The sequence below is a fragment of the Risungbinella massiliensis genome (assembly GCF_000942395.1).
GTDB lineage: Bacteria > Bacillota > Bacilli > Thermoactinomycetales > Thermoactinomycetaceae > Risungbinella > Risungbinella massiliensis.
Genome location: NZ_LN812102.1, coordinates 1,436,008 through 1,458,969 on the forward strand (window position 1 = coordinate 1,436,008; position 22,962 = coordinate 1,458,969).

General features: G+C 39.3%; 29 protein-coding genes and 1 pseudogene. 8 read left to right on the forward strand and 22 right to left on the reverse strand.

Features of this window, described 5'->3' with window-relative positions:
- The first annotated feature begins 45 nt into the window (after positions 1 to 45).
- Positions 46 to 669, forward strand: a complete 624-nt coding sequence (locus VJ09_RS07440) for a hypothetical protein (protein WP_044640916.1) — start codon at positions 46 to 48, stop codon at positions 667 to 669.
- A 145-nt stretch (positions 670 to 814) separates the two neighbouring features.
- On the opposite strand, the gene VJ09_RS07445 is transcribed toward VJ09_RS07440, so the two are convergent.
- The 3 genes and pseudogenes from VJ09_RS07445 to VJ09_RS07455 all read right to left on the reverse strand — a co-directional run bounded on the left by VJ09_RS07445 (position 815) and on the right by VJ09_RS07455 (position 3,879).
- Positions 815 to 1,576, reverse strand: coding sequence for a MerR family transcriptional regulator (locus tag VJ09_RS07445; protein ID WP_044640917.1), 762 nt, complete (start codon positions 1,574 to 1,576; stop codon positions 815 to 817).
- 120 nt (positions 1,577 to 1,696) lie between these two features.
- A pseudogene (locus tag VJ09_RS17550) lies at positions 1,697 to 1,984 on the reverse strand (DJ-1/PfpI family protein); the annotation flags it as partial.
- Between the two features lie 362 nt (positions 1,985 to 2,346).
- Positions 2,347 to 3,879 carry a glycoside hydrolase family 10-like protein gene (locus VJ09_RS07455; RefSeq protein WP_044641685.1) on the reverse strand — a complete coding sequence of 511 codons (1,533 nt, stop codon included), beginning with the start codon at positions 3,877 to 3,879 and terminating at the stop codon, positions 2,347 to 2,349.
- 239 nt (positions 3,880 to 4,118) lie between these two features.
- Here VJ09_RS07455 and VJ09_RS07460 point away from each other — a divergent pair, with 239 nt between their 5' ends.
- From VJ09_RS07460 to VJ09_RS07470, 3 genes are read left to right on the forward strand one after another with little or no spacing between them, the layout of a single operon-like run.
- Positions 4,119 to 4,697: a bifunctional transcriptional activator/DNA repair enzyme AdaA gene (locus VJ09_RS07460; RefSeq protein ID WP_044640918.1), complete on the forward strand. Its 579-nt coding sequence runs from the start codon at positions 4,119 to 4,121 to the stop codon at positions 4,695 to 4,697.
- Positions 4,694 to 5,254, forward strand: coding sequence for a methylated-DNA--[protein]-cysteine S-methyltransferase (locus tag VJ09_RS07465; RefSeq protein ID WP_044640919.1), 561 nt, complete (start codon positions 4,694 to 4,696; stop codon positions 5,252 to 5,254). The genes VJ09_RS07460 and VJ09_RS07465 overlap by 4 nt, the downstream gene beginning before the upstream one ends.
- Entirely contained in the window at positions 5,214 to 6,161 is a 948-nt protein-coding gene (locus tag VJ09_RS07470) for a DNA-3-methyladenine glycosylase family protein (protein WP_082050451.1), read from the forward strand. The genes VJ09_RS07465 and VJ09_RS07470 overlap by 41 nt, the downstream gene beginning before the upstream one ends.
- A gap of 11 nt (positions 6,162 to 6,172) precedes the next feature.
- On the opposite strand, the gene VJ09_RS07475 is transcribed toward VJ09_RS07470, so the two are convergent.
- On the reverse strand, positions 6,173 to 7,045 hold the full coding sequence (locus VJ09_RS07475) for a metallophosphoesterase family protein (RefSeq protein ID WP_044640920.1): 873 nt from the start codon (positions 7,043 to 7,045) through the stop codon (positions 6,173 to 6,175).
- A gap of 50 nt (positions 7,046 to 7,095) precedes the next feature.
- A complete protein-coding gene (locus VJ09_RS07480) occupies positions 7,096 to 7,389 on the reverse strand; it encodes a YciI family protein (RefSeq protein ID WP_044640921.1) in 294 nt (97 codons plus the stop codon).
- Between the two features lie 48 nt (positions 7,390 to 7,437).
- Here VJ09_RS07480 and VJ09_RS07485 point away from each other — a divergent pair, with 48 nt between their 5' ends.
- On the forward strand, positions 7,438 to 7,974 hold the full coding sequence (locus VJ09_RS07485; protein ID WP_044640922.1) for a DUF84 family protein: 537 nt from the start codon (positions 7,438 to 7,440) through the stop codon (positions 7,972 to 7,974).
- Here VJ09_RS07485 and VJ09_RS07490 read toward each other — a convergent pair whose 3' ends face one another.
- A complete protein-coding gene (locus VJ09_RS07490; protein ID WP_044640923.1) occupies positions 7,975 to 9,477 on the reverse strand; it encodes an RNA-directed DNA polymerase in 1,503 nt (500 codons plus the stop codon).
- Positions 9,478 to 9,644: 167 nt separating this feature from the next.
- Here VJ09_RS07490 and VJ09_RS17555 point away from each other — a divergent pair, with 167 nt between their 5' ends.
- Positions 9,645 to 11,036 carry a protein kinase domain-containing protein gene (locus VJ09_RS17555; RefSeq protein ID WP_052807279.1) on the forward strand — a complete coding sequence of 464 codons (1,392 nt, stop codon included), beginning with the start codon at positions 9,645 to 9,647 and terminating at the stop codon, positions 11,034 to 11,036.
- A gap of 46 nt (positions 11,037 to 11,082) precedes the next feature.
- Here the strand turns inward: VJ09_RS17555 and VJ09_RS07500 are convergent, their stop codons facing one another.
- The 4 genes from VJ09_RS07500 to VJ09_RS07515 all read right to left on the reverse strand — a co-directional run bounded on the left by VJ09_RS07500 (position 11,083) and on the right by VJ09_RS07515 (position 13,080).
- Positions 11,083 to 11,457: a hypothetical protein gene (locus tag VJ09_RS07500; protein ID WP_044640924.1), complete on the reverse strand. Its 375-nt coding sequence runs from the start codon at positions 11,455 to 11,457 to the stop codon at positions 11,083 to 11,085.
- 120 nt (positions 11,458 to 11,577) lie between these two features.
- Complete coding sequence (locus VJ09_RS18415; RefSeq protein WP_147635451.1) at positions 11,578 to 11,799, reverse strand: hypothetical protein; 222 nt, start codon at positions 11,797 to 11,799, stop codon at positions 11,578 to 11,580.
- A 221-nt stretch (positions 11,800 to 12,020) separates the two neighbouring features.
- Positions 12,021 to 12,248 (reverse strand): hypothetical protein, encoded by a 228-nt coding sequence (locus VJ09_RS07510; RefSeq protein ID WP_044640926.1) that lies wholly within the window; start codon positions 12,246 to 12,248, stop codon positions 12,021 to 12,023.
- A 283-nt stretch (positions 12,249 to 12,531) separates the two neighbouring features.
- Positions 12,532 to 13,080: a cupin domain-containing protein gene (locus VJ09_RS07515; protein WP_230199103.1), complete on the reverse strand. Its 549-nt coding sequence runs from the start codon at positions 13,078 to 13,080 to the stop codon at positions 12,532 to 12,534.
- Between the two features lie 170 nt (positions 13,081 to 13,250).
- Here VJ09_RS07515 and VJ09_RS07520 point away from each other — a divergent pair, with 170 nt between their 5' ends.
- On the forward strand, positions 13,251 to 13,925 hold the full coding sequence (locus tag VJ09_RS07520) for a GNAT family N-acetyltransferase (RefSeq protein WP_044640927.1): 675 nt from the start codon (positions 13,251 to 13,253) through the stop codon (positions 13,923 to 13,925).
- On the opposite strand, the gene VJ09_RS07525 is transcribed toward VJ09_RS07520, so the two are convergent.
- From VJ09_RS07525 to VJ09_RS07545, 5 genes are read right to left on the reverse strand one after another with little or no spacing between them, the layout of a single operon-like run.
- The gene (locus VJ09_RS07525) at positions 13,904 to 14,671 is read right to left on the reverse strand and encodes an alpha/beta fold hydrolase (protein WP_044640928.1); all 768 of its coding nucleotides are present in this window, start codon (positions 14,669 to 14,671) and stop codon (positions 13,904 to 13,906) included. The genes VJ09_RS07520 and VJ09_RS07525 overlap by 22 nt on opposite strands.
- A 15-nt stretch (positions 14,672 to 14,686) precedes the next feature.
- On the reverse strand, positions 14,687 to 15,037 hold the full coding sequence (spoVAE, locus tag VJ09_RS07530) for a stage V sporulation protein AE (RefSeq protein ID WP_044641689.1): 351 nt from the start codon (positions 15,035 to 15,037) through the stop codon (positions 14,687 to 14,689).
- Between the two features lie 8 nt (positions 15,038 to 15,045).
- Positions 15,046 to 16,056: a stage V sporulation protein AD gene (gene spoVAD / locus VJ09_RS07535; RefSeq protein ID WP_044640929.1), complete on the reverse strand. Its 1,011-nt coding sequence runs from the start codon at positions 16,054 to 16,056 to the stop codon at positions 15,046 to 15,048.
- Between the two features lies 1 nt (position 16,057).
- Positions 16,058 to 16,546, reverse strand: coding sequence for a stage V sporulation protein AC (gene spoVAC, locus VJ09_RS07540; RefSeq protein WP_044640930.1), 489 nt, complete (start codon positions 16,544 to 16,546; stop codon positions 16,058 to 16,060).
- Between the two features lie 11 nt (positions 16,547 to 16,557).
- Positions 16,558 to 17,418 carry a DUF421 domain-containing protein gene (locus tag VJ09_RS07545; RefSeq protein WP_044640931.1) on the reverse strand — a complete coding sequence of 287 codons (861 nt, stop codon included), beginning with the start codon at positions 17,416 to 17,418 and terminating at the stop codon, positions 16,558 to 16,560.
- A gap of 172 nt (positions 17,419 to 17,590) precedes the next feature.
- Between VJ09_RS07545 and VJ09_RS07550 the strand changes: the two genes are divergently transcribed.
- A complete protein-coding gene (locus VJ09_RS07550; RefSeq protein WP_044640932.1) occupies positions 17,591 to 17,797 on the forward strand; it encodes a DUF1657 domain-containing protein in 207 nt (68 codons plus the stop codon).
- A gap of 83 nt (positions 17,798 to 17,880) precedes the next feature.
- Here VJ09_RS07550 and clpP read toward each other — a convergent pair whose 3' ends face one another.
- The 7 genes from clpP to VJ09_RS07585 form a co-directional block, all read right to left on the reverse strand.
- A complete protein-coding gene (gene clpP, locus VJ09_RS07555; protein WP_044640933.1) occupies positions 17,881 to 18,462 on the reverse strand; it encodes an ATP-dependent Clp endopeptidase proteolytic subunit ClpP in 582 nt (193 codons plus the stop codon).
- 30 nt (positions 18,463 to 18,492) lie between these two features.
- Positions 18,493 to 18,777, reverse strand: coding sequence for a hypothetical protein (locus VJ09_RS07560; protein ID WP_044640934.1), 285 nt, complete (start codon positions 18,775 to 18,777; stop codon positions 18,493 to 18,495).
- Positions 18,778 to 18,779: 2 nt separating this feature from the next.
- Complete coding sequence (locus tag VJ09_RS07565; RefSeq protein WP_044640935.1) at positions 18,780 to 19,379, reverse strand: winged helix-turn-helix domain-containing protein; 600 nt, start codon at positions 19,377 to 19,379, stop codon at positions 18,780 to 18,782.
- 311 nt (positions 19,380 to 19,690) lie between these two features.
- Entirely contained in the window at positions 19,691 to 20,647 is a 957-nt protein-coding gene (locus VJ09_RS07570; protein WP_044640936.1) for a P1 family peptidase, read from the reverse strand.
- Positions 20,648 to 20,650: 3 nt separating this feature from the next.
- Positions 20,651 to 21,208: an ECF transporter S component gene (locus VJ09_RS07575; RefSeq protein WP_044640937.1), complete on the reverse strand. Its 558-nt coding sequence runs from the start codon at positions 21,206 to 21,208 to the stop codon at positions 20,651 to 20,653.
- Between the two features lie 44 nt (positions 21,209 to 21,252).
- Positions 21,253 to 22,089, reverse strand: coding sequence for an energy-coupling factor transporter transmembrane component T family protein (locus VJ09_RS07580; protein ID WP_044640938.1), 837 nt, complete (start codon positions 22,087 to 22,089; stop codon positions 21,253 to 21,255).
- Between the two features lie 3 nt (positions 22,090 to 22,092).
- Positions 22,093 to 22,962 carry an energy-coupling factor transporter ATPase gene (locus VJ09_RS07585; protein ID WP_044641690.1) on the reverse strand — a complete coding sequence of 290 codons (870 nt, stop codon included), beginning with the start codon at positions 22,960 to 22,962 and terminating at the stop codon, positions 22,093 to 22,095.

The window sequence follows — 22,962 nt, forward strand, 5'->3', positions numbered from 1 at the left end:
GCGATAGCTATAAAATGTATATCAACAAATTAGGGAGAGAATTTTTTGGAGGGCAAACAAAAACATCAAGGAAATTGGAAAAGATTTATCATTTTCACATTCATTATTGGATTAGTTGTTGGATTCTTTTCAGTTAGGTCTGATAATTTGCCCTACTTTGGTAAGGGTATGACAGTTTCTGTTTTCGAAATCGTTTTATCATATCTAGCAGTAATGATAAATTCCTTACCAATATGGTTTATAGTTGCAATGATAGTTGGTTATTTATTTGGAAGGAATATTAAGGAAGGTATATTGCTTGGTGCTATATATACCGTCATTGCAATTACGTTATATTTTGTAATTGGTAATTTTTACGAAGATACACAGATACCATTATCTTTCAAAGAGCAGATAGAAACACTTGCAATTTGGTATGGAGCATCAATTGTTGGTGGTGGTATTGGTGGGGGTGTAGGATTTTTATATAAAAAAACACCTTATGTATTACTAATTTTACTACTCGGTTTAATTCTGCAACTATTTGTAAATGGTGCAGGAAGTTGGAGTGATATTGTTAGAGTTGCCCAAAATGTTACCTTCTGTCTAATGATAGTTGGTATTATTTGTTTGTTAATGATTGTGAAAAGGACAACTCGAGAAACAGATGAATTTTCAAGAAGCCTATAAACTATTCAACTATCAAGTGTGTTCGTTAAAACAAAAAATGAAACACGATGAAAAACGCTTAGATATTTTTCTAAGCGTTTTTACGTACTAATTTACTGCCAATTCTTATCCTATTTGTCTTGATTTTTATAGCATCTAAAACATACTACATTTGGTTCTGTTTCATATAATACTCCATCGCTTGATTTAGCCACTCTTCTTCTTTTTTTGTATATGGAGAAAGAACGAAATTCGGTAGATTATCTACTTTAACCGTCTCCACCATTTGGCTAAACGAGTTTATAACATCTTCTCCGATAAATTCCAAACTTGCCTTCATGTTTTTGTCTATTAGTGCTTGTACTTCTAGATCATCAACAGGCTTTCCTACTAATCTTTTCACCTCTTTGGAGAATTGAATATATTCTTTTTCCAATGAGATCATCTCTTCTTCTGACTTATTGTACAATAGCTCCGCCACTTCCTTAGAAGTATGCTTTTCTACCCATTGTCGTTGTTCTTTCTCTGTTTGGATACTATGGATCAGACTCATGAGAACTGCACTATCCACCTCTCCTTCTTCCTCTAATAAACTAATCGTGCGACGGACCGCTTTTAATGCCGTCTCGATTGATTCTTTTTTCTCCTCCAAAGCATTCTGGTGCAATTGTAGTGTTTCATTTAATCCCATATCAAAACTAGCCTCTTTAGTCATGATACTAATATCCTCAAGGCGATATCCCAAAAACTTAAGGCTTACGATCTTTTGCAGTGTTAGTGCATCTTGGTCTGTGTAAATTCGATGTCCAGACGTAGGGTGCTTTTCTGGTTGAAGAATCCCTATTTCATCGTAATAATGTAATGTTCGTATGGATGTACCAGTCTTTTCGGAGAATTCTCCAATTGAGTAATTTTGCTCTTTACTCATCTGCTATCACCTCTATCAATTTGTTATCTCGATCATACCTCCTCACGTAACTGTAGGTTCAAGCATAAATTTCAAAAAAAGATACAGAGAATCTCCCTAACGGGGAAGGGTGAAAAAGTCCTATTCTTTATACCAATTTTCATCAAATGTTAGGTTTAATGCTTTTCCAAAACATACTCCAAATCTTATAAATCCTCTGCCTCTTGCAGTTATAAGTTTTCCATCCTGAACTACAAGTTCTTCACAATAATTTTCCCCTTCAAAAACACCAGACTTCTCTCGATTTTCTTCTGTCATTCCAATAGTGTATTTTTTCCCTTGTAAAATCCCCGCTTTAGCTAACAAATAAGGGGAACTTGAAATGCTTCCAATTACAGATACCTTACTTTCTATTCGACTTATGAACTCAAATAATTTATTCTCACCTTACATAACTCATACTCGCTATATTGAGGATATAATTACACTGCTGTTTTTTCAATTTACTTATTCCTTTATCATATTATTTTTTAAAAGAATCCCTCTTCACTAACCTCTCTGTTAGTAAAATGACCGTAAACATTTTAACATACAACCACATACCCCTAGAGGAATTTAATTATTATATAGATTGTTACAATAATTCTGACTAAAAATATGTCCGCCCTCAGTGTTCTCAATTTTTTCCTGTCCTGCATGTACTGAGATTCTGCTAGTTTGGCAAAAAAATAGGAGCCCTAATTCATAGCGAATTAAAGCTCCAAATAGTATGTGTCTCATTGCTTTCACTGTTATTTCGACGAAACTGCTTTACTTGCTACACTTTCATTGTGCAATCGATCTACTGCAGTAATGACATAGGTGTATTTCTTAGATTGATCTGCTTCCTGATCTACATAAGTTTGGATTTTCCCAGTTTTGCGTACAGTTTCTACGATTTTGGTAGCATCATTTAGATCAACTTTCGCTCCTTTTGGAAAACGATAGACGACAAAATAGGTAGTGGTCGCATCTGTATCTTTCCAGTGAAGACGAACTCCGTCTTCTCTTTTTGTAACCGCTTGCAATTTAGGGGCGACTGGTGCTTGGTTATCAAGATACGGCATGGTAGGTACCAAAGATGGATAACAATACATATCATTGGCTAGCTTTTCTCTGATTCCCAGCGGATTGCGAGTAGAGAAGTCTTTGGCACTAAAGAAAATACTTCCTTTTACTTCTGGGTAGTTCATATTGAGCCGTAACTGATTTGGCATCTCTTCCGGATTGTTCCAAGCTTCGTTGTTAGCTGCAATTTTATAAGAGGCTTGTCCAATATATAATTGTACTTTGGTTCCTCTAACTTGTTCAGACCACCAAGGAACGAGTTTGTCATAAGCTGCAACATTTAAACCAATGTTCCAGTAAATCTGTGGAGTAATATAATCCAGCCACTCTTCTTTGACCCATTTCCGAGAGTCAGCATAGATCGAGTAGTAGCTTTCCGAACCAGCGGTATCTGAACCAGCAGGATCCGTTCTTTTGTTTTTCCAAATGCCAAATGGGCTAATACCAAACTTCACGTAAGGTTTGGTCGCTTTTATTGCTTGAGCTACCTCTTTTACCAGTAGATCAACATTGTTTCGACGCCAATCTCCTTTATCCGTGTAACCGCTTCCATATTGTGCGAACGTATCAGCATCTGGGAAGTCTTGACCACTTACTGGATAAGGATAGAAATAGTCATCAAAATGAATTGCATCTACATCGTAATTGGCTGTCACTTCTTTTATTACGTTTTGGATATGTTGACGAACAGCTGGAATCCCAGGATTAAAGTATAATTTTCCACCGTAACTTTCTACCCACTCTGGATGTTGTTTCGCAGGATGGTTGTCTACTAATCCATTTAAATTTGTATCCATGCTAATCCGATATGGGTTCAACCACGCATGAAATTCTAAATTCCGTTTATGGGCCTCTTCAATCATAAATGCAAGTGGATCATAACCAGGATCTACCCCTTGAGTACCAGATAGGTATTTTGACCAAGGATAGATGTTTGATTGATAGAATGCATCCGCAGTTGGGCTTACCTGCACAACTACTGCATTCATATTCATCGATTTAGCAGTATCTAGCTTGTGAAGAAATTCTTTTTGTTGTTCTTCTTTGGTCAAGCCTGTCTTGGAAGGCCAGTCCACATTAACGACAGAAGCAATCCACATCGCTCTTAGCTGATGCTTGGTCCAAGTCGGCTCGCTATCAGTAGCTTGTACTGCAGGAACAGCAGTGCTAAATACTAACGCAACAACTAAACAAGTAATGAGAATCAACGAGAAAATATTTTTTCTTTGTGTGATTCGTATGGTTCTCCTCCCCTTTCTGTTTTTCTCCACATAAAAAGAAAACCTGCATTTTATACTGAAACAGGTTTTCTTTCTTAATTTTATTATAAATATAAAATATATTTCAACAATTATTACTTCCTATCTCACTATCGAATTCTTGCTGTCATATTTCAGCTGTATTATCAGAACCATGATGCCCGTTTATAATATGGAACAAGAGGAGGAATTACAAAATGGATGATGAGATATTTCGCTCTGTATACGAGACTATTTTACGTCGAGATACCCGACACGATGGAAAATATTATGTTGGAATTATCACCACTGGTATTTTTTGTAGACCTTCATGTAGATCACGAACTCCCAAACCAGAGAACGTAAGAGTATACAGCAGTATAGAAGAAGCACTCCAAGCAGGATTTCGCCCATGCAAAAGATGCCGACCGGAACATCCTAGTCCACATGGCCCAGATGCAAAAATCGCACATGCAGTGAATGATCTACTTCAAAAACGATATAGTGAAGGTTGGACACTTGGCAAGATCGCCATGGAGTTAAATATGAGCCCTTACCACTTACAACGTGTGTTTAAACGAATAACTGGGACAACGCCTGCTAAACAATTACTTCTTACTAGAATAAATGCTGCAAAGCATCTTCTTGAACAAAAAGAACGATCAATAGCAGAGATTTCTGCTACTATCGGGTTCCGTAGCGTATCCCATTTTTCCGCTGCGTTTAAAAGACTGGTTGGCTGTACACCTAATGCATACCGTGAGCAACTATCTTTCCCAAAGGAGAATACAACATGATGAGCAAACCCGTGTCAGAAATATATTGGGGAACATTTCAACACCCACTTTTATTACATCCACTACATTTGGCTGTTACCAATCAGGGATTATGTCGAATCACTTGGCCCCATGAAACAATCGATGTTCTCAAAAAATGGGTAAATAGGAGGATACCAAACGCTTTTCTCATCCAAAACCACAACCAATTGTCGAAGTATGTTCAGCAGTTACAAGAGTATTTTGATGGAGATCGGAAAAAATTCACTCTCCCCTTGGATCTACGAGGAACTGCTTTTCAAACCTCTGTGTGGCAAGCATTAACCCAAATCCCATATGGTCAAGCTTGGAGTTACTCTGATATAGCAGAACGAATAGATAATCCAAAGGCTGTACGAGCAGTAGGAACCGCAAACGGAGCAAATCCAATTCCCATTGTCATTCCATGTCATCGAGTCATTGGCAAAAATGCCACACTTACAGGATTTCGTGGTGGTCTAGATATGAAGGAAAAGCTACTTCAACTGGAGGGATATTATGACTACACCAAAAAAGGTCATGCCCGTTTTCAGTTTTGATAAACATTTAGGAATTATTACGCTGATTCCCCCTAGAGAATTCAGCTTTACGGAGACACTTACCTACCTTTCTAGATCCCCTTTAGAGTGTCTACATCAAATCCAAAATCGCAGGATTTTGAAGATACTAGAGATAGAAGAAAAGCCGACTCTGATAGAAATTAGCGAAAAAGGAGACTCCTCTATTCAAGTACGTTTCGTCAACTTTATTCCCCAAAGCACTACATCGTATGAAGCAGTTGGGGATTATGTAATGGAATGGTTCGACCTACGAAAAGATTTGGTACCTTTTTATCTCATGGCAAAAAACGACTCGTTGCTAAACACGTTAACCCGCAATTATTTCGGTCTTCGCATTATTGGTGTTCCAGATTTGTTCGAAGCACTCTGCTGGGCTGTGATTGGTCAACAAGTAAATCTAACATTTGCCTATACATTAAAGCAACGGTTCGTTCAGTCATTTGGTAACCTTATTATATGGAATAACCAATCATATTGGCTGTTTCCGAAACCGGAGCAAATAAATGCTAGTGACGTAAATAAATTAAAAGAATTGCAATTTACTGGTAGAAAAGCAAAATACATTGTAGGGATCGCGCAACTCATGAAAAGCGGCAAGTTATCCAAAGATAATCTACTGAAATCAGGGAATATCCAAGATATAGAGCAACGGCTCTTGTCGATTCGTGGCGTTGGACCATGGACAGCACATTATGTTCTAATGAGATGTTTACGAGAACCATCCGCTTTTCCAATCGGAGATGCAGGATTGCACAATGCACTAAAGCAACTGCTTCATAGACCAAAAAAACCTTCTATACAAGAAATCCAGCAAATCTTTGCTCGCTGGAAAAACTGGGAAGCCTATGCAGTTTTCTATTTATGGAGAAGTCTGGTCTCGAGATAAAAATACAGAAGCTATAATCTCTCACCGTTTTTTAGTCGTTCACAAAATTGGTTAAAATCGAAATTTTTATCAAAACGAGCGAGCCAAGTCTCATCGACTATTCGCAATTCATTTTTCTCTGTATCGAGAATAGCCAAACTCCCTACTTGGACCCTTCCTAGATGATCCTTACGAAGGTCTATTATCACATTTAGACCTAGATAGGTTGTATCTCCGTACATTCTCGGACCATTCACATGATGATAATGACCTGCAATCAGATATGTGGGTTGGATTTTTTTTATAAGTGCCGATATTTTTTTGGAGCCCTGTACTTCACCATGATAGTTCGATCCGATACCATAAGGCGCATCATGGGTTATCAAAATATCAATCTCCCCTACTGGTAAAGCTAGTAACTCCATATATTTTTCTATATCTATCGAATCTTTTCCTTGATGAGATGTTTCAATTCCACCAAGAAATCCTACTTTGGTACTACCAATTTTTAATACAGTACCATCCTTCACATAACGAAAAATGTCCAAGGAATCGATACTGATTACATTGTCGTTGTTATGGGAACTTAATTTCTCAAGCCAATCAAAATCCTCATGATTACCCCGAATAAAATGAATTGGATTCGAGAGACGTCCCTTTATATAGTGCAAATTTTGCAGAAGAGCTCCTTGTGCATGGATAAAATGGCTAAAATCAAATTGCGATGGGTCTTGCATATAAAATTTATTATTATATAGCGATTCATCAGGTTCTGGGTAAACGCCAAAATCCCCTACCTGAATGATCAGATCCAATGCCTCTTGATGATGAATTTGCCATGTGGTAATCATGGCGAGAGTATGTAGAACTCTACCATGAATATCTCCAATCAATCCGATTTTCAAAGAACTCCCCCTTTACAAAAATTTGCGTTCACTTAAACATTACTTCCACTCTATTTTTCCAAATACAACTCTCGAAATCGTCCATCGCTCTTTACAGGATGGAATTGAATCACCTGATACGTTGCAATTCCTCGTACAAAATAAGGATCGTTAGCAATCATTTCATCTACCTCAGCTTGACTGGAAACTGCAAAGAGAATAACACCACCTGTTTTAGGTTCTTGGGGTCCAGAAACGATGAGCTTTCCTTTAGCATAAAGGGTATCGAGATAATCCCGATGATCTTGAACATGGCGATCTACTTCTGTGAGTGGTACTTTATAGTTAAGAATAGCTAAAAACATAGTAGTAGTCCTCTCTATATAAAAATAATGTGAATGGAGTGCATCAAGATGACAACATTTTTAGTTCCCAATTGGACAAAGGTAGCTGTTGGTACTACTAATAAAGCAAAAATAGGAGCCGTGCAGACAGTTCTACCTACTATACCAATTGTACCACTCTCCGTCCCTTCTGATGTATCAGCTCAGCCTTTTTCAGATGAAGAAACATTACAAGGAGCCAAAAATCGGGCAATTCATGTTTTACAAGCAGCAGCTGATGCTGAGGTAGGTATTGGTCTAGAAGGAGGTGTTCAGGAGACAGAAGTCGGTCTTTTCCTCTGTAATTGGGGTGCCTTAACAGATGGGCAAAATACCTTTATAGCAGGTGGAGCACGGATATTGCTACCGATTGAATTTCGAGAGCCTCTACGAAACGGCCAAGAACTGGCTGATCTGGTCGACCAATATGCTACAAGACGAGATGTGCGAAACCAAGAAGGGGCAATGGGAATCTTGACGGAGGGATGGCTGAAGCGTCGCGATGTATTTGCTCAAATCGTACAAATGTTGGTAGGGCAATACTTGCATCACCATAAGGGGCAATAATTAATCATACGTAGCAAACCAGTTCCCTTTCATTTGTACGATACGGTGAGCCTGTTCATCATAAAAAGAGACACCAGACAAGCGTAGACTCTGGAAAAAAGCATCCTGCTTACATATTGGGAAATTTCCTTTTAGCCAACCTCGACTCTCACTCTCATATGCAACCATCCACCAAAGATCATACCCTTTACTTACTTGTGCGGGAGTGTTCCATCCACCTCGATCTAAATCTGGAAGCAGCCCCATACTCCATAGATCAAGTGATAGAAGGACCAACAATGGGTTTTTCTCTTGAGAAAGCAGGTTACTCAGTGAGGTAGGAAGGACTTCGCTTCGATGTTTAAAAAAATAGAGTAGCCAGAGCGATTCTAAGTGTTTACCACTTTGAAGGAAAGAACTACATAAAGTGTGGAGTCTAGCTAGAATCTCTTCCTGTTCTGCTGCCTTCCAAGTGGGAGAGATCTTTAACATTTGATTAGTTGCCAAAGAAATGGTACGGCCATCTGATCTCATCGCATAAAAGAGAAACTTTTCATACAATGTGAGATTTGGAATATTAGATACACTAGCTAATTGCGAGATAACATATCTCAATACAGAGTCTTCTGGAAACTCTTTTGCGAATCGAACTGCTTTCTCTAAATAAGTAGAGAATCGAGAGTTGAATCTCTGATCTAACTCAGCTGGAAGCATTAGCTCTACCTTCCATACCGGCTGGGTAAGTTCTGGTGTTAGACCAACTCTCGTTTTATATGGATTTAAACGGAGCTTCCATCCATCCAATATCTGACTCAACTTTTGAAGAAGCAATTCTCCTTCTTCCACTTTTTCTACATAAAACCGATAGTCATCGAGAAATCGACTACCATGGATCGTAGGGTACTGTTCTTGCAATTGAAAGTCAATTTCCTGTGCTACTACTTCTGATATCCAAAAAGAGAGATCTGGTCCAACTGGAATCCCCATCGTCTGCCCTTCTTGCATATTCCGAACCAATGCATCCACTTGATTTCCCCAAAGTTTTCGACTTCTACGATTGGCTCTCGCATATTCTTTACCATGAATGGCCCAAGGGATGGAGTGAGTATAGAGAGATGCATAGTAACCAGCTAGATCTGTCTGGACATAGTAAGGTTTGGTTAACGAATCTTGAAACCGGGATTCATGTACCTCAGTGAAGGAATGAGTGGGACTAATGGCACGATTTCGATTAGAAGAGAAATATGGAGCACTTAGACTGAAACTTGATTTCTGCGTCAAAGTTTCAATAGAAGGGAACCGTTGAACAATCTCTTTGGTTAAAAGAAGATAGTACAGGGGATGTGGAATTTTGAGCCATCTACGGTTTTTCCCTTTCTTTGGTATGGTAAAAGCCAAAGGTTGGCTCGCTCGCCTTTTTCCTGAAACCTTGAGACTAGCATGTTGTTTTGCAAAACTACTACTATCCCATACTGGTGGAAGTTCTGCTGGAAAATAACCATTTGCTAAAATGATTTGGATCATGAAATGACTCACTCCCCTCAAATCTTGTCCTTTTTGCTATATATTCTTTTCTCCACTTGTCTCTTCTTCCCTTGTTCTCCATAATTGTTTTATAAGCTATAAATACATTCCTTATAAACTCCTCGCACAGAATTCTTTTATCCTTTCTACAACCAAAGGAGACTAGCATGAAGGGAAAAATACTAGGCGGCCGTTATCTGATAAAACGACCTCTCGGACAAGGAGCCATGGCGGTAGTATATGAGGCAGAGGATTCTCATCTGCAACGATCCGTAGCTGTCAAAGTGATGCGCCCTGAATTTGCAACCAATGAACATCTATTAAATCGGTTCATCATAGAGGCACAAGCTACTGCAAAACTTTCTCACGAGAATATTGTTCAACTCTTTAATATGGGGATGGATGGGGGATATTATTATCTCGTAATTGAACACGTAAAAGGAAAAACACTGAAGCAACATATCGCAGATCTTGGAGCTCTCACCGCAGAAGAGTCCATCGAAATCGCCATCCAAATGTGTGATGCGCTCATCCATGCTCATGATAATGGAATTCTCCATCGTGATATTAAGCCACAAAACATCCTATGGTATGACTATGGCAAAGTCAAAGTAGCAGATTTTGGATTGGCTCGTTTTTCGTCCCAGGCTTCAATGCATACAGAGCCTGGAGCAATTATGGGCTCTGTCCTCTACCTCTCTCCTGAACAATTGGAGGGAAAAGATCTCTTTGATTCCTCTGATCTCTATCCAGTAGGTGTCATATTATATGAATGCTTGATAGGACAACCTCCGTTCACTGGTGAAAACGGGTTAGAAGTAGCTCTAGCACACCTGCAAAAACCGATGCCATCGGTACTCGATATCCGACCAGATCTACCTCCAGAGCTTGAAATACTGATTCAAAAAGCGACTACCAAAGATCCTACTGAACGATATTTAAGTGCACGTGCTCTAAAAGGAGCTCTTCTCGAAGTACGTAGACTACTCCGAGAAATGGAAGAAAAGAAACGAATCATTACACCACCACCAGCTCGATTAAAAGTAAAACGTAGGAAGAGACGAAAAGTATTGCTACCACTAGTTCTCCTCCCGATTCTAGTAGGATCTGGAATCTGGTACTGGCAATATACAGCCAAAGAAAACGAGACACCAATTCAGCCAATCATTGAAACAACCACTACTAAACCACCGAATTCAACCGAGACAGAGACTCGAGATCCCAATCCATCCGCTGGATCTGTTATCTCAGAAGTTACTCAGAAAAAAGAGAAACCTCAAGAGAAGTCTTCAGAAAAAACTCCCACTCCAGAAAAACCATCCATTCTCTACTATGTCTATGCTGGTTCTTTCCAAGCAAAAGCCAATGCAGAACAGCATGCTCGTGAGGTAAAGAGTAAAACGGGTATCTCAGCAAAAGTGGTCAAGGCGGTCGTAAACGGCAAAACAATGTATCGAGTAGAAACCGGCTCTTTTGAAGATGAGAAACAAGCCGATTCTCAAGTCACCAAACTAAAAAAAGCCGATTTCTCAGCCTTTAAAACTCCTGTTCAAAAATAAAACCGACCAGAGATTTGGTCGGTTTTTTGTTATATTTCTCTGCAATCTACAATGCTCCATATGAATTTAAAATTGCTTGTACTTCTGACAGCTTTTCTTCCGAACAAAACACTGTCACACTAACATCTTCAGGATGTACAAATTCATGTCCCCCAGATTGTCCACTGGCGTCAGGATGTGATGCAGCCATAACTCGTTGATCCTGCGTAAAACCTCTTGGACTTCCCATAGAGGTATAAGTTAACGTATTTTTGCCCGTGATAATCCGATCTTCATAGGCAACACTACTTTCTGGATTCCCCCCCATCATCGGAGAGACACGATCCAGTGACGCTTCATAACCTTTCTCTTGTAATGCTTTCACCACTTCTTCTGCTCTTTCCATCGTTTGAAAGTATCCAAACAAGAAGCGCTCTTCCATCAAATATCACCTCATGGTTGGTTTTTGCGGAAGAAGGTTTTTTTATTCAATACTAGAAGCATTTCATTTTCATAAATAAAAAAGAGAGACCTTAATGTCTCTCCCCTTACCATCTCTTCTTCAATCGCAACCGCCACCACTGTCTCCACCAGAACTGCTACATCCACTATCTCCGCTAGAATAACTATCTCCACTCCAACTACTATCCGAACCGCTCCAATAGGAGTTATCATCAGAGTTACGTCTTTTAGATGATCGTGTCTTGGTTCTAGTAACAGATTGCTTTTGCTTTGTAGATTTATTTTTTTTATTACTTAATAAGTCCTTAAGCCATTTTCTCATGAAAATCACTCCTAATTTTAAGGGGGCATTTTCATTAGCCCCTTAATAATAATGAGAGCGAAAACATGTAAAGCGTGTACAATGGATAGTGAATATTTCTATCCATCTATCTATATAGTAATAACAGATTATTAAAATACATGTATTCAAATATTACATTTATATCTCATAAACTTAAAAAGAGAGCCACCGAAGTGTCTCTCTCCTTACAACATCTAGAATTAATCGCAACCGCCACCGCCGCCGCCATCTCCTCCAGAACCGCCGCCGTCCGAGATCCCTCCACCGTCATATCCTCCATAGTATCCACTATGATCATAAGGACTACGACCATAAGAACTTCCACTTGAAGAACGACGATTAGAATCAACTGGACGTTGTTTCTTTTCCTTGTTTGAATGTTGCTGTTGTTTCTTACTATTGAATAAGTCTTTTAACCATTTTTTCATAATAATCCACTCCTTATTTATTTATAAGGAGCTATCAGCCGTCTTCTGCCGATAGCCCCTTACATCGCTTCTAAAAAAGAACAGATGTAAGGAGCTACCGTAGAAGGTGTTGTAAGGTAGTATGAATATTTCTATTCACTGTAGTTAGTTTAATATCCCTTCACTAAAATAGATATAAGTTATTGTGAATAAAAATAAAATTTTCAAAAGTGTTGTGCAAAAAAGGCACTCCCTCTCATTACTCCTTGATGATATTCCTTTAAGTTTTTTTATTTTTGTGATTTCAAATACTATGTCTATTAGCTTTATAACCAATCAATTTAGCAAATTTGGCAAGTCCACCTAACATAACACGTTGTAAAAATATAGGTGGACCTTCTAAATAACCATCTATACATTCCCAAAGAAGTCCCAACCATAAAGGGTTGTTAGGGATACCTTTTTTATTCACCTTTCCTTCCCATTCTAACCTGTGAAGGAGCTCAAACATGGCTTGGTGATGACCTGGTGGAGAAACCTCATGGATCACAACTAATCGTTGTTGGCTTATGTTCCAAAATTGATGTACTTGATTTGGATGAACTATGATCCTCTCATTAGGTCCATATATAAACTCTTCTCCGTCGATCCGAAATCGCATTCTCCCTTCCACAATGATAAAAGTCTCTGTCAAGACTGGATGCCAGTGGGGACCAGACATCCTCCCAGGTTTTGTCCAAATATGTTTTATTATTAGTTTTTGATCGTTGTGGTCATGAAGAAATGTCACCATACGCCCATCAGAATACTGTAAAACTTGATCTACCATGACCTGATCATTTTGTTCCTCCATCTGTCCTCCTCCTTTTTATTTCTTAAATATTTTCATTCCCTTCTGTATCGATTTCAGACACGAAATATCGTTCGTTTCTGTACTTGTGAAATTCAAATAATTAACCAATAATAACAATATATTTCAGAGCAACGTAGAAGACTTAGGCATTCAAGCAAAGGAGGACAAGTATGTACCGAAAAGAGCTCTTTGTGTTTGATCAAGATCGACCTATCCCAGCGGTGATCCGAAATTATGAAAAAAAAGACTTTCCTGCTCTCATCCAAATTCAACAGGAAAGCTTCCCACCACCATTCCCATCTGACTTATGGTGGAATACCAAACAATTAAATAACCATATCATTTTGTTTCCCGAAGGAGCTTTATGTATAGAGGTTGATGGTGAGGTCGCTGGATCGATGACAGGACTGCTTGTTCAATTCGATCCCAAACATCCCAACCATACATGGGAAGAGATTACCGATAATGGGTATATCCGAAATCATAATCCCAACGGGAATACCCTCTATGTTGTTGATATTGGAGTTCGTCCTTCCTATCGAATGTTAGGCTTAGGAAAATGGCTTATGTTATCTATGTATGATGTTGTCATTCACCATAGATTAGAACGATTGTTAGGTGGTGGGAGAATGCCTGGATATCATAAAAAAGCAAGTGAGATGACACCAGATGAATATCTCAAAGCAGTGGTAAAAGGGGAGCTAAAAGACCCTGTCATCACCTTCTTACTCCGTTGTGGACGCACCCCTGTTAAGGTGGTGGCTAATTATTTAGAGGATGAAGAATCATGTGGTTACGGTACACTAATGGAATGGAAAAATCCTTATAACTTCTCTACAAACTGACGGATTTGCTGATTTACCTTTTGATGAGTTTTGGTTGGAAGTTGATGTTTTACTTGCGATATAAAGGAGAGCGAAGCATTTGGGAGTTTCGAATGCAGTATCTCTCCATATGGGTGATATGTTTTATCTTCTGTGCCATAGAGTAATAAAATCGGTTGTGTAATCTTAGGTAGCAGTGGAGTGCAGTTAAAGATAAGACCCTCATGGTAATATTGCGCAACATTTTGGGCATTCGCTTGTTTTGTATCTTGTAATAAATTCCAAAACATCGAGAGATTATTGGCATTACTCCATGAGATCGAGTAAGAGAGCGTTTGGATTGCCCCCATTTTTGCCATACGCTCTCCAAGCAAAGTCATTTGTTTTAATCTTCCATTCTTCATTTCCGAGATTCCACCAAGCAAAACGGCTCCCAATGAACGCTCTGGAGCTTCCAGCATAAAATGAAGAGCGATGGAGGCTCCAAGCGAATATCCACATAACATCACTTTTTCTATTTCTAGATGATCTAAAACAGCAAGTATGTCCCTTACAATCTTAAAATAAGTAAGTGGTTTGGGAGATGGGTCACTCTTTCCATGTCCTCGAATATCAAACGTTATCACACAAAATTGATTGGATAACTCTTTCATTTGATAGGTAAAGTTTTTACTACTTAGTAGCGGAGGATGAATGAACAAGATGGGAGTTCCTTTACCCTTCACTTCATAATGGATAGAAAGTCCTTGAACCTTAATTTTTGGCATTGTCTGTCCTTCCCATTAACCTTTTGGTTTGACAAATAAAGAAGCAAAAAAGGAAAAAACAATTGCGGCCGTGATTCCTGCACTGGTGATTTTAAAAATACCTGTTAGCATCCCGGTCCATCCATCCTTTTTTAACTCTTCTAATGCGCCATGTACCAAAGAATTTCCAAAGCTAGTAATCGGAACGGATGCCCCGGCACCAGCAAATTCAATCAACGGATCATATAGTCCTACTCCATCCACAATGGCACCTAACACTACTAACGTTGCCATTGTATGTGCGGGAGTCAATTTTCCAATGTCAAATAGGAGCTGTCCTATTACACAAATCGCTCCCCCTACAAGAAACGCCCATACTAACTGCATCATGTTTCTTACGCTCCATTCTCTATCGAAACTGCATGTGCAATACAAGGAATGCTTTCTCCTTGTTGTACTTCGAGTGGGGATAAAAGAGCACCTGTGGCGACGATCAACATTCTCTTGATCTCCCCTTTGCGCATTCGATTAAGCAGATGTCCATATGTCACTACAGCGGAACAACCACATCCACTTCCTCCTGATTGAACTTCTTGATTTTCATAATCATAAATAAGCATTCCGCAGTCGACATAGTTGGTTTCATGGATTGGAACTTGATGTTGTTGAAATAGGTCATTGGCAATTCCATAGCCTACCTTTGATAAATCACCTGTCGCAATCACATCATAGTACCCTGGTTCAATATTCAAATCCCGAAAATGAGCCTGGACCGTGTCAACAGCCGCAGGAGCCATTGCTGCTCCCATATTAAATGGATCAATAATACCCATATCGATCACTCGTCCAATCGTAGCCGAAGTAACAACAGGACCTTTGCCTTTTTTCGAGATAATCGCAGCACCTGCTCCTGTCACTGTATATTGAGCAGTAGGAGGTTTTTGTGAACCATATTCTGTAGGATAACGAAATTGTTTCTCCGCAGTTGAATCATGGCTACAAGTACCTGCTAAAACATAATCTGCTCCTCCTGAATCTACTAGCAAAGACGCCAGTGCTAAGCTTTCCATAGAAGTAGAACAAGCACCAAACACTCCTAGATAGGGCATCGCGAATGTTCGTGCGGCATAACTACTACTAGTAATCTGATTCATCAGATCTCCAGCAATCATAAATTGGACTTGCTCTTTGGTAAGGTTTGCTTTTTCAATGGCGATTCTTCCTGCTTCTTCCAAAAGCTCTGTTTCAGCTTTTTCCCAACTATCTTGACCTAGCATGGAGTCTCCATGAATGATATCAAAATCATTAGCAAGAGGACCTCTTCCCTCAAAAGGCCCGACGACCGTTGCTGTCGAAAGAATAACTGGTTTATTGGAAAAGACCCAGCTCTGATGCCCTTGTAACATCTTATGACCCTCCTGGCGTCATGATCGGATTAAACAAAAGATGGAGAAAAGCGATAATAAAGGCAGCAACGGTACCAAATACGATGACGGAGCCCGCCAATTCAAACATCTTACCTCCAACCCCAAGTACCATTCCTTCACTGCGGTGTTCGATAGCAGAAGATGCCATTGAATTAGCAAATCCAGTGACAGGGACGGCAGAACCTGCACCAGCCCATTGTCCGATTTTATCGTAGACACCAAAACAGGTTAAAATAACCGATAATAAGATTAAAGTTGCCACTGTAGCAGTATTTGCTTTCTCTTTTGGGAAGTGAAGCCATGTTTTATACATCATCTGGATAATTTGCCCAATGAGACAAATAGTCCCTCCAGCTATAAAAGCACGAATACAATTTGCAAGAACTGGTCTCGGGGGTTCATGTCTTTTAGCTAGTTCTTGATATTGTTGTTGGACAGGTGTTAGCTTTTTCTTCTGATTGTCTGCCATCTACTATCACCCTAACTTCTAAGATATGGTTTTACATTATCAATCACTTGTTGTAAGTGTTCGGAGCATTGTTGATACATCTGTTTTGCTTTTTCATCTTTGGTGGAAAGGCTGAACATCTCAATATCGGCTTCACACTTTTTCAATGTGGCAAGTAAAGCAGGTTTCTCTTGTGCTTCTGGTACTTGAATTTGGTCATCATAGAGGTCTATATATAGCTGTCCATAAGAGTCAACTTGTCCTAAAAGAACATTTTCTATAGCAACCCCTTGTTTTTCTAGTTCTGTTTCCAACCATCCCCGATTTAAACCTAATTTAGCTAAGGAATCATCCATTACATTGCCATCCATAACAACCACTTGTGGTTCTGCCTGTTCCGCCACTTTGATTCCTAGCATTTTGGGTGTGATTGGGAGATTTTCTGCTTTTGGTAAAATATTAATCGTTCCACTAGGTTCCATCACAGCAAACTCGACATCTGCAACTTGGAATATATCCTTTTTTCGCATCTGTTCTAGAAATTCATCAACTGTAATTCGCTCTTTTGTTAGATTGTCTTCTAGTATTTTTCCATCTTTGACCAATACAGTTGCTTTTCCATCTAGAATATCTCGTACCGTTTTACTCTTTAACTGTAGGAACTCGATAGCAATAACGATAACCACCCATACTATTAGGGAAATCGTCCCCAAATACCAAGCCTCGTCCGTCTCCATCGAAACATAACCAGCAATACTACCTATGGTAATCCCAGTAATATATTCAAACAAAGACAGCTGAGAAACTTGTCTTTTTCCTAATACTTTGGTTAGGACAAACAAAACAGCGATTGCCATCAAAGTTCGTATTACGACCTGAATCCACTCTGGCATCGATACTTCCTCTTTTCAAAAAGTAAATGATATCGTTTATCATGCGAAGAGGCGTGGTTATCTATACATTGATACCTAGATTTCATCCATACATAATTCTAGACTTCTTGGAGAAGATAACATCGGAACTAATCTCTAGTTCTACAACTACACACGAAAAAAGGTGAGCAAAATGACCGTATCGTCCGATGTTAAAACATGTGTCGCTTCCCTCAAAAGCGCACAAGCAAGTTTAGAACAATTCGCTCTTAGCACTCAGAACGAACAAGCAAAACAGTTGTTTACCCAAGCTGCAAGTTCTACTCAGCAAATTGTCGATCAGGTAGAACAACGTGTACAACAGTTAGAAAGTGAAGAACCACAATATAAAGGTCTATAAATAAAAAAAGAGAGGTCCTGCCACTTATTCAGGACCTCTTTTTTTTATTGTTAGAGCTTATAACTCTAAAACAGATCATGTTGTCACTCATATACTTTATCTACTAATCCATAGGTAAGAGCTTCTTCCGCTGACATAAAATAATCTCGATCTGTATCTCTTTGAACTTTTTCCAACGATTGACCTGAATGTTCTGAAATGATTCGATTCAGGGTATTCCGATTCTTCATGATTTGGTTTGCATGAATTTGAATATCAGACGCTTGTCCCTTAAGTCCCCCACTGATCCAAGGTTGATGAATCATCACTTCTGAGTGAGGAAGAGCGAATCTTTTCCCTTTTGCTCCTCCCACCAAAATAATGGCCCCCATGGATGCTGCTAAACCAATGCAAATAGTGGACACATCTGGTTTAATGTACTGGATAGTGTCATAGATCCCTAATCCGGCTGTAACAGAACCTCCTGGCGAATTAATATACAGGTGAATATCTTTGTCAGGATCTTCAGCAGAAAGAAATAATAATTGTGCAATGATAGAATTTGCCACATTATCATCAATTGCACTACCCAAAAAAATGATCCGATCTTTTAACATACGGGAGTAAATGTCATATGACCGTTCCCCACGATTGGTTTGCTCAATAACGGTAGGAATCAGATTCATAATAGCTCACCTTCCTATTAGGAAATTCATTTAAGCAGCACAGCTCAATGTTTGGTTACCAATGGAAGCTTCTACTTTTCCAAATCCAGAAGAAACCACTTTTATTTTGGTTAAGGGTTGTTGACTTTCCGATAGAATGGTCCATTCGCTAATAGTGGTTTCCGTTTCCATGTTGTTATAATGAACAGAAGGAAAAGTAATTATATTTTCATTCCATTTCGTTTGTTTGCTACTAGTTTCCCATACAACAAACGACGAAACTTTTAGACTCTCCTCCTTTTGAATTTCTGGATTTTCTTCTCTGTTTTTGCTCACTTCTACTCCTCCTCTTGATTCGCTTCCGGATAAACAGCCAATACAACTTGATATGGATCTCCATCCACTTGTTGTTGTGTTGCTTGATACTTTTGGAGTAATTCCTTCACCATATCAACGTATTCTTGGACAAATTTCTCTCGTGTCTGTTGATCTCTTAGCTGAACTTTCATAGATAAAGATGCACTGGGTATTTCTTCGTTTTCATCAGAACGTTCCATCAGGAGTAAGGCATCTTTTTTAATTTGATCGGATGTATGAATAAGGTGTGCAAGCGAACTTTGATCTTTGATCTTTTGGATCGTATCTGGGCTCCAGGCAAGTGATTCTGCCAGCACATACGTTTGTGCAATTCCTTGATATAACACTTCTACTAAATTGCGAACTTGTCGGTTCCCGATCTTCCGGACCAGACCTACCTTCTCCAACATTTTAAGATGATAGTTGATTCGTTGAGGTGATTCATTGATATTTCGCGCAACTTCAGAAGCCGATGCCGGTTTTCTTAAGTTGGAAAGTATTTCTGCTCTAAGGGGATTCATTAGTGCTGTCGCTTGTTCAGGAGATTCTACAATGTGTCTTTCTAAAAACTTGTGTTCCAAAACTTCACCTACTCGTTTAGACAAAAATAATATCTTACGTAAAAATATTTTATTACGTATTTTTTTTGTTGTCAATAAATTTTCCCTAAATTCAGTTATCGAAGTGGTACATAGATGGAGTACACAAAAATAGCATTTGAGTTCATTAGCAGAAAATATTACGTTATTTCATCAGAGAAAATCAAATTATGGAAACATATCCACTGCTCACTCCCTGTATAATAACGATAAAAAAAGAGAGCCTCCAGATTCATATCCAGAGGCTCTCTTTTTTATCGTTCCCTTTTTGATTTTACTCTATGATCATCTCTTTAACCTTGCAAATCCTGATATGCAGGGATTTCTCCTATTCCCTTAGCAGAACGGATCGCTGCAAGCACAGCATCTGCCATTACTTCCGCAGAGATGGCACCAACCAAATCTACCGGTGCTTCGACACCACCAGTTGCTAAAGAAAAGATGGTATCTCCATCAAACATCGTATGAATCGGATATATCGTTCTTGCTAATCCATCATGAGCCATAGAGGCAACTTTGCTTACCTGAACTTTTGTTAGATAGGCGTTGCTTGCAACAACCCCAATCGTCGTATTCGTCCCCTTTTTTAGGGTATGATCTGTTAAGAAGTCCAAACTATTTAAAATATTATTATCTGCATCTCTTGGACCTGCAAGTATTTGTCCCGTACTAGGATCACGCACTTCTCCCAAAGCATTGACCGCCACGATCGCTCCCACAACTAATCCATTCGGGTAAATCCGAGAAGCTGATCCTAGCCCACCTTTCATACTACGATCATATCCAGCTGTTTTACCAACTGTTGCCCCACATCCAGCTCCAACGTTTCCAAGTGGGAAAGGTCCCTTCATTGCTCTCATCGCTGCATGGTAGCCCATTTTTCGATCTGGACGAACCTTAGGATCTCCAAACGTTAGATCAAACAACACAGCAGATGGTACGATTGGAACGATTCCTACCCCAACACCCAACCCGTATCCACGCTCTTCTAAATACTGCATCACTCCACTTGCAGCATCAAGTCCATACGCACTCCCACCTGCAAGACTGATTGCATGAACCTTGTCCACTAGATTGATTGGATTTAGCAAGTCTGTCTCTCTTGTACCGGGTGCTGATCCACGGACATCTACTCCACAGACTGCCCCCTCTTCCGTCATAATCACGGTACAACCAGTATAACCTTGTAGATTTTCTACATTCCCTACTTTAATACCAGGAACATCCGTAATATTGTTGAAAGAATCCATTTTTTATAGATCTCCCGATACTTTTGATTTTTGATTTCCTGCGGTGCCTAATTTCTTCCAAGCTACCACTACTGCAAGAGAAATAATTACCGATACAATCGCTTCTGGAATACCACTTGTGATAGCTGCTGCTTGAGCTACTTCTGGAGAAAGATACCCTCTGAGTACAACCATTCCTAACACAAGAACTGTATTAGTCAACGATCCTATAAAACTAGCAACTCCAATTGCAACATATTCATTGATTCGTCTGATACCAACATACGTAAAATAGGCTACGATCCCAATAAACAATCGAGGTAAAATAGATACTAGCGGATCTTTAAACATCGGTACAGGTGAGTACAAGAAAGAATGGACTCCAAAAATCAGACCACTGATTGCCCCAACTATTGGCCCTTCAACTAATCCACCAATAATCGCTGGAACGTGCATAATAGTTGCATGTCCCGTTGCACTCGGCACAGGAATATAACCTAATTGTGTAACCCCTAGCAAAATCGCAATAGCTCCCAATACCCCAGCAACAACGATCTTACGTATCGATAAACGTTTTTCCACAGAACATTCCTCCTAGTAAGTTTTCATTCGTTATATGTATTTCCTTAATATGAAAACGGATATATCAAAATATAGGCGAGGACGATACTAAACAGAATCACCATATAATCTCGAACACCGATTTTATATTGACCATAGATCGTTCTTGTTCCACCTGGTGTATAACATCTCGCTTCCATCGCTAACACCAAATCCTCTGCTCTAGTCATTGCTACTTGGAATAGCGGAATAATGATCGGAAACAACTCTTTGGTACGTTGTACCATGTTCCACCAAGCTGCTGTTCCAATCTCAGCACCTCTAGAAGCTTGTGCCTTCATCATCTTTTCCATTTCCATCGCAAAGGTTGGAACAAAACGGATTGCAATCGTAATAATCAAAGAAAATTCATGAGTTGGAAAATTCACATATCTCAACGGTTTCAAGATACTTGCAATTGCGTGTGTTAGTTGAGTGGTAGAAGTGCTTAATGTTAGAACACTACTCACCAATAAAATTTCAATCAATCGTGAGATCGTCACAATTACAAGTTGAACACTTCCGTCGGTAATGTGAATAACACCGTATTCAAAATAAACGATTGCCTCCGAACCGATTTCTCCATGAAATAACAGCTGAAGTATCGCTAAAACGCAAATAAAGGGAATTGCCGGTTTAATTCCAGATAAACAATAGCGGACAGAGATTCGCGAGAATCGCACTAGTAGGAATGAAAAACTAAGAGCAATGAGATTTCCCAAATATGTATTACTAAATCCTATGGCAATCACCAATATAGAATAAGCGAGAATCTTGATTCGTGGATCTAGGCGATGAATAAACGAACCTGTAGGCAAATACTGGCCAATCGTAATATTGCGTGTTAGTTCAAATCCAGCCATTTATCAATCACCTCCTCTCTTTGGAAGAATGGAGACAATTTCGGATGCAGCTGATTCTACTTCAAAAGCTGTTACATCAACTGGATACCCCAACGTTTGCAACTGATATAACATTTCTACCGTAACGGGGGTATGAATAAGGTGTTTTGAAATCATCTCTTTACTACCAAAAATGTCCTGAGGTGTGCCTTGGATCACATTTTTACCATCTGCCATCACAAATATCTTGTCAGCTAAATAAGCTACTTCATCCATATTGTGCGAAACAAATATAATCGTCAGCTTTTCTTTTTTATTCAACAACTCGATTCGCTTTAGCAATTCTTTTCGAGAATGAGGATCCAATCCAGCTGTCGGTTCATCTAAGATAAGAATCTTTGGTCGCATTGCGAGTACACCAGCTAGAGCAACTTTTCTTTTTTGGCCTCCGCTCAATGCATAAGTTGGACGGTCTTTTAGATCGTCAAAGGATAGTCCCACCATTTCCATAGCCCATTTGACATGATCACGTACCTCTTTAAGCGGGAGTCCCATTTGGAGAGGGCCATATGCTACATCATCTCCAATTAGCTTTTCAAAAAGTTGATCTTCCGGATTTTGAAAAACGAGTCCAACCTTGCTTCGTAACTTTTTAAGGTCGAGCTTAGGATCAGATAAATCCTGATCATCTACCACCAGTTTTCCTTCTTGTGGACGATATAGGCCATTAAAATGCTGAATCAATGTTGATTTTCCAGATCCCGTATGCCCAATTATCGCCACACATTCTCCCTCTTGAATCTCCATCGTTACTCCAGAGAGAGATTGTTGCTCTAATGGTGTATTGATCATGTATGTATGTTTTAAATCCTGTACTTCTAAGATCGGTTTCAT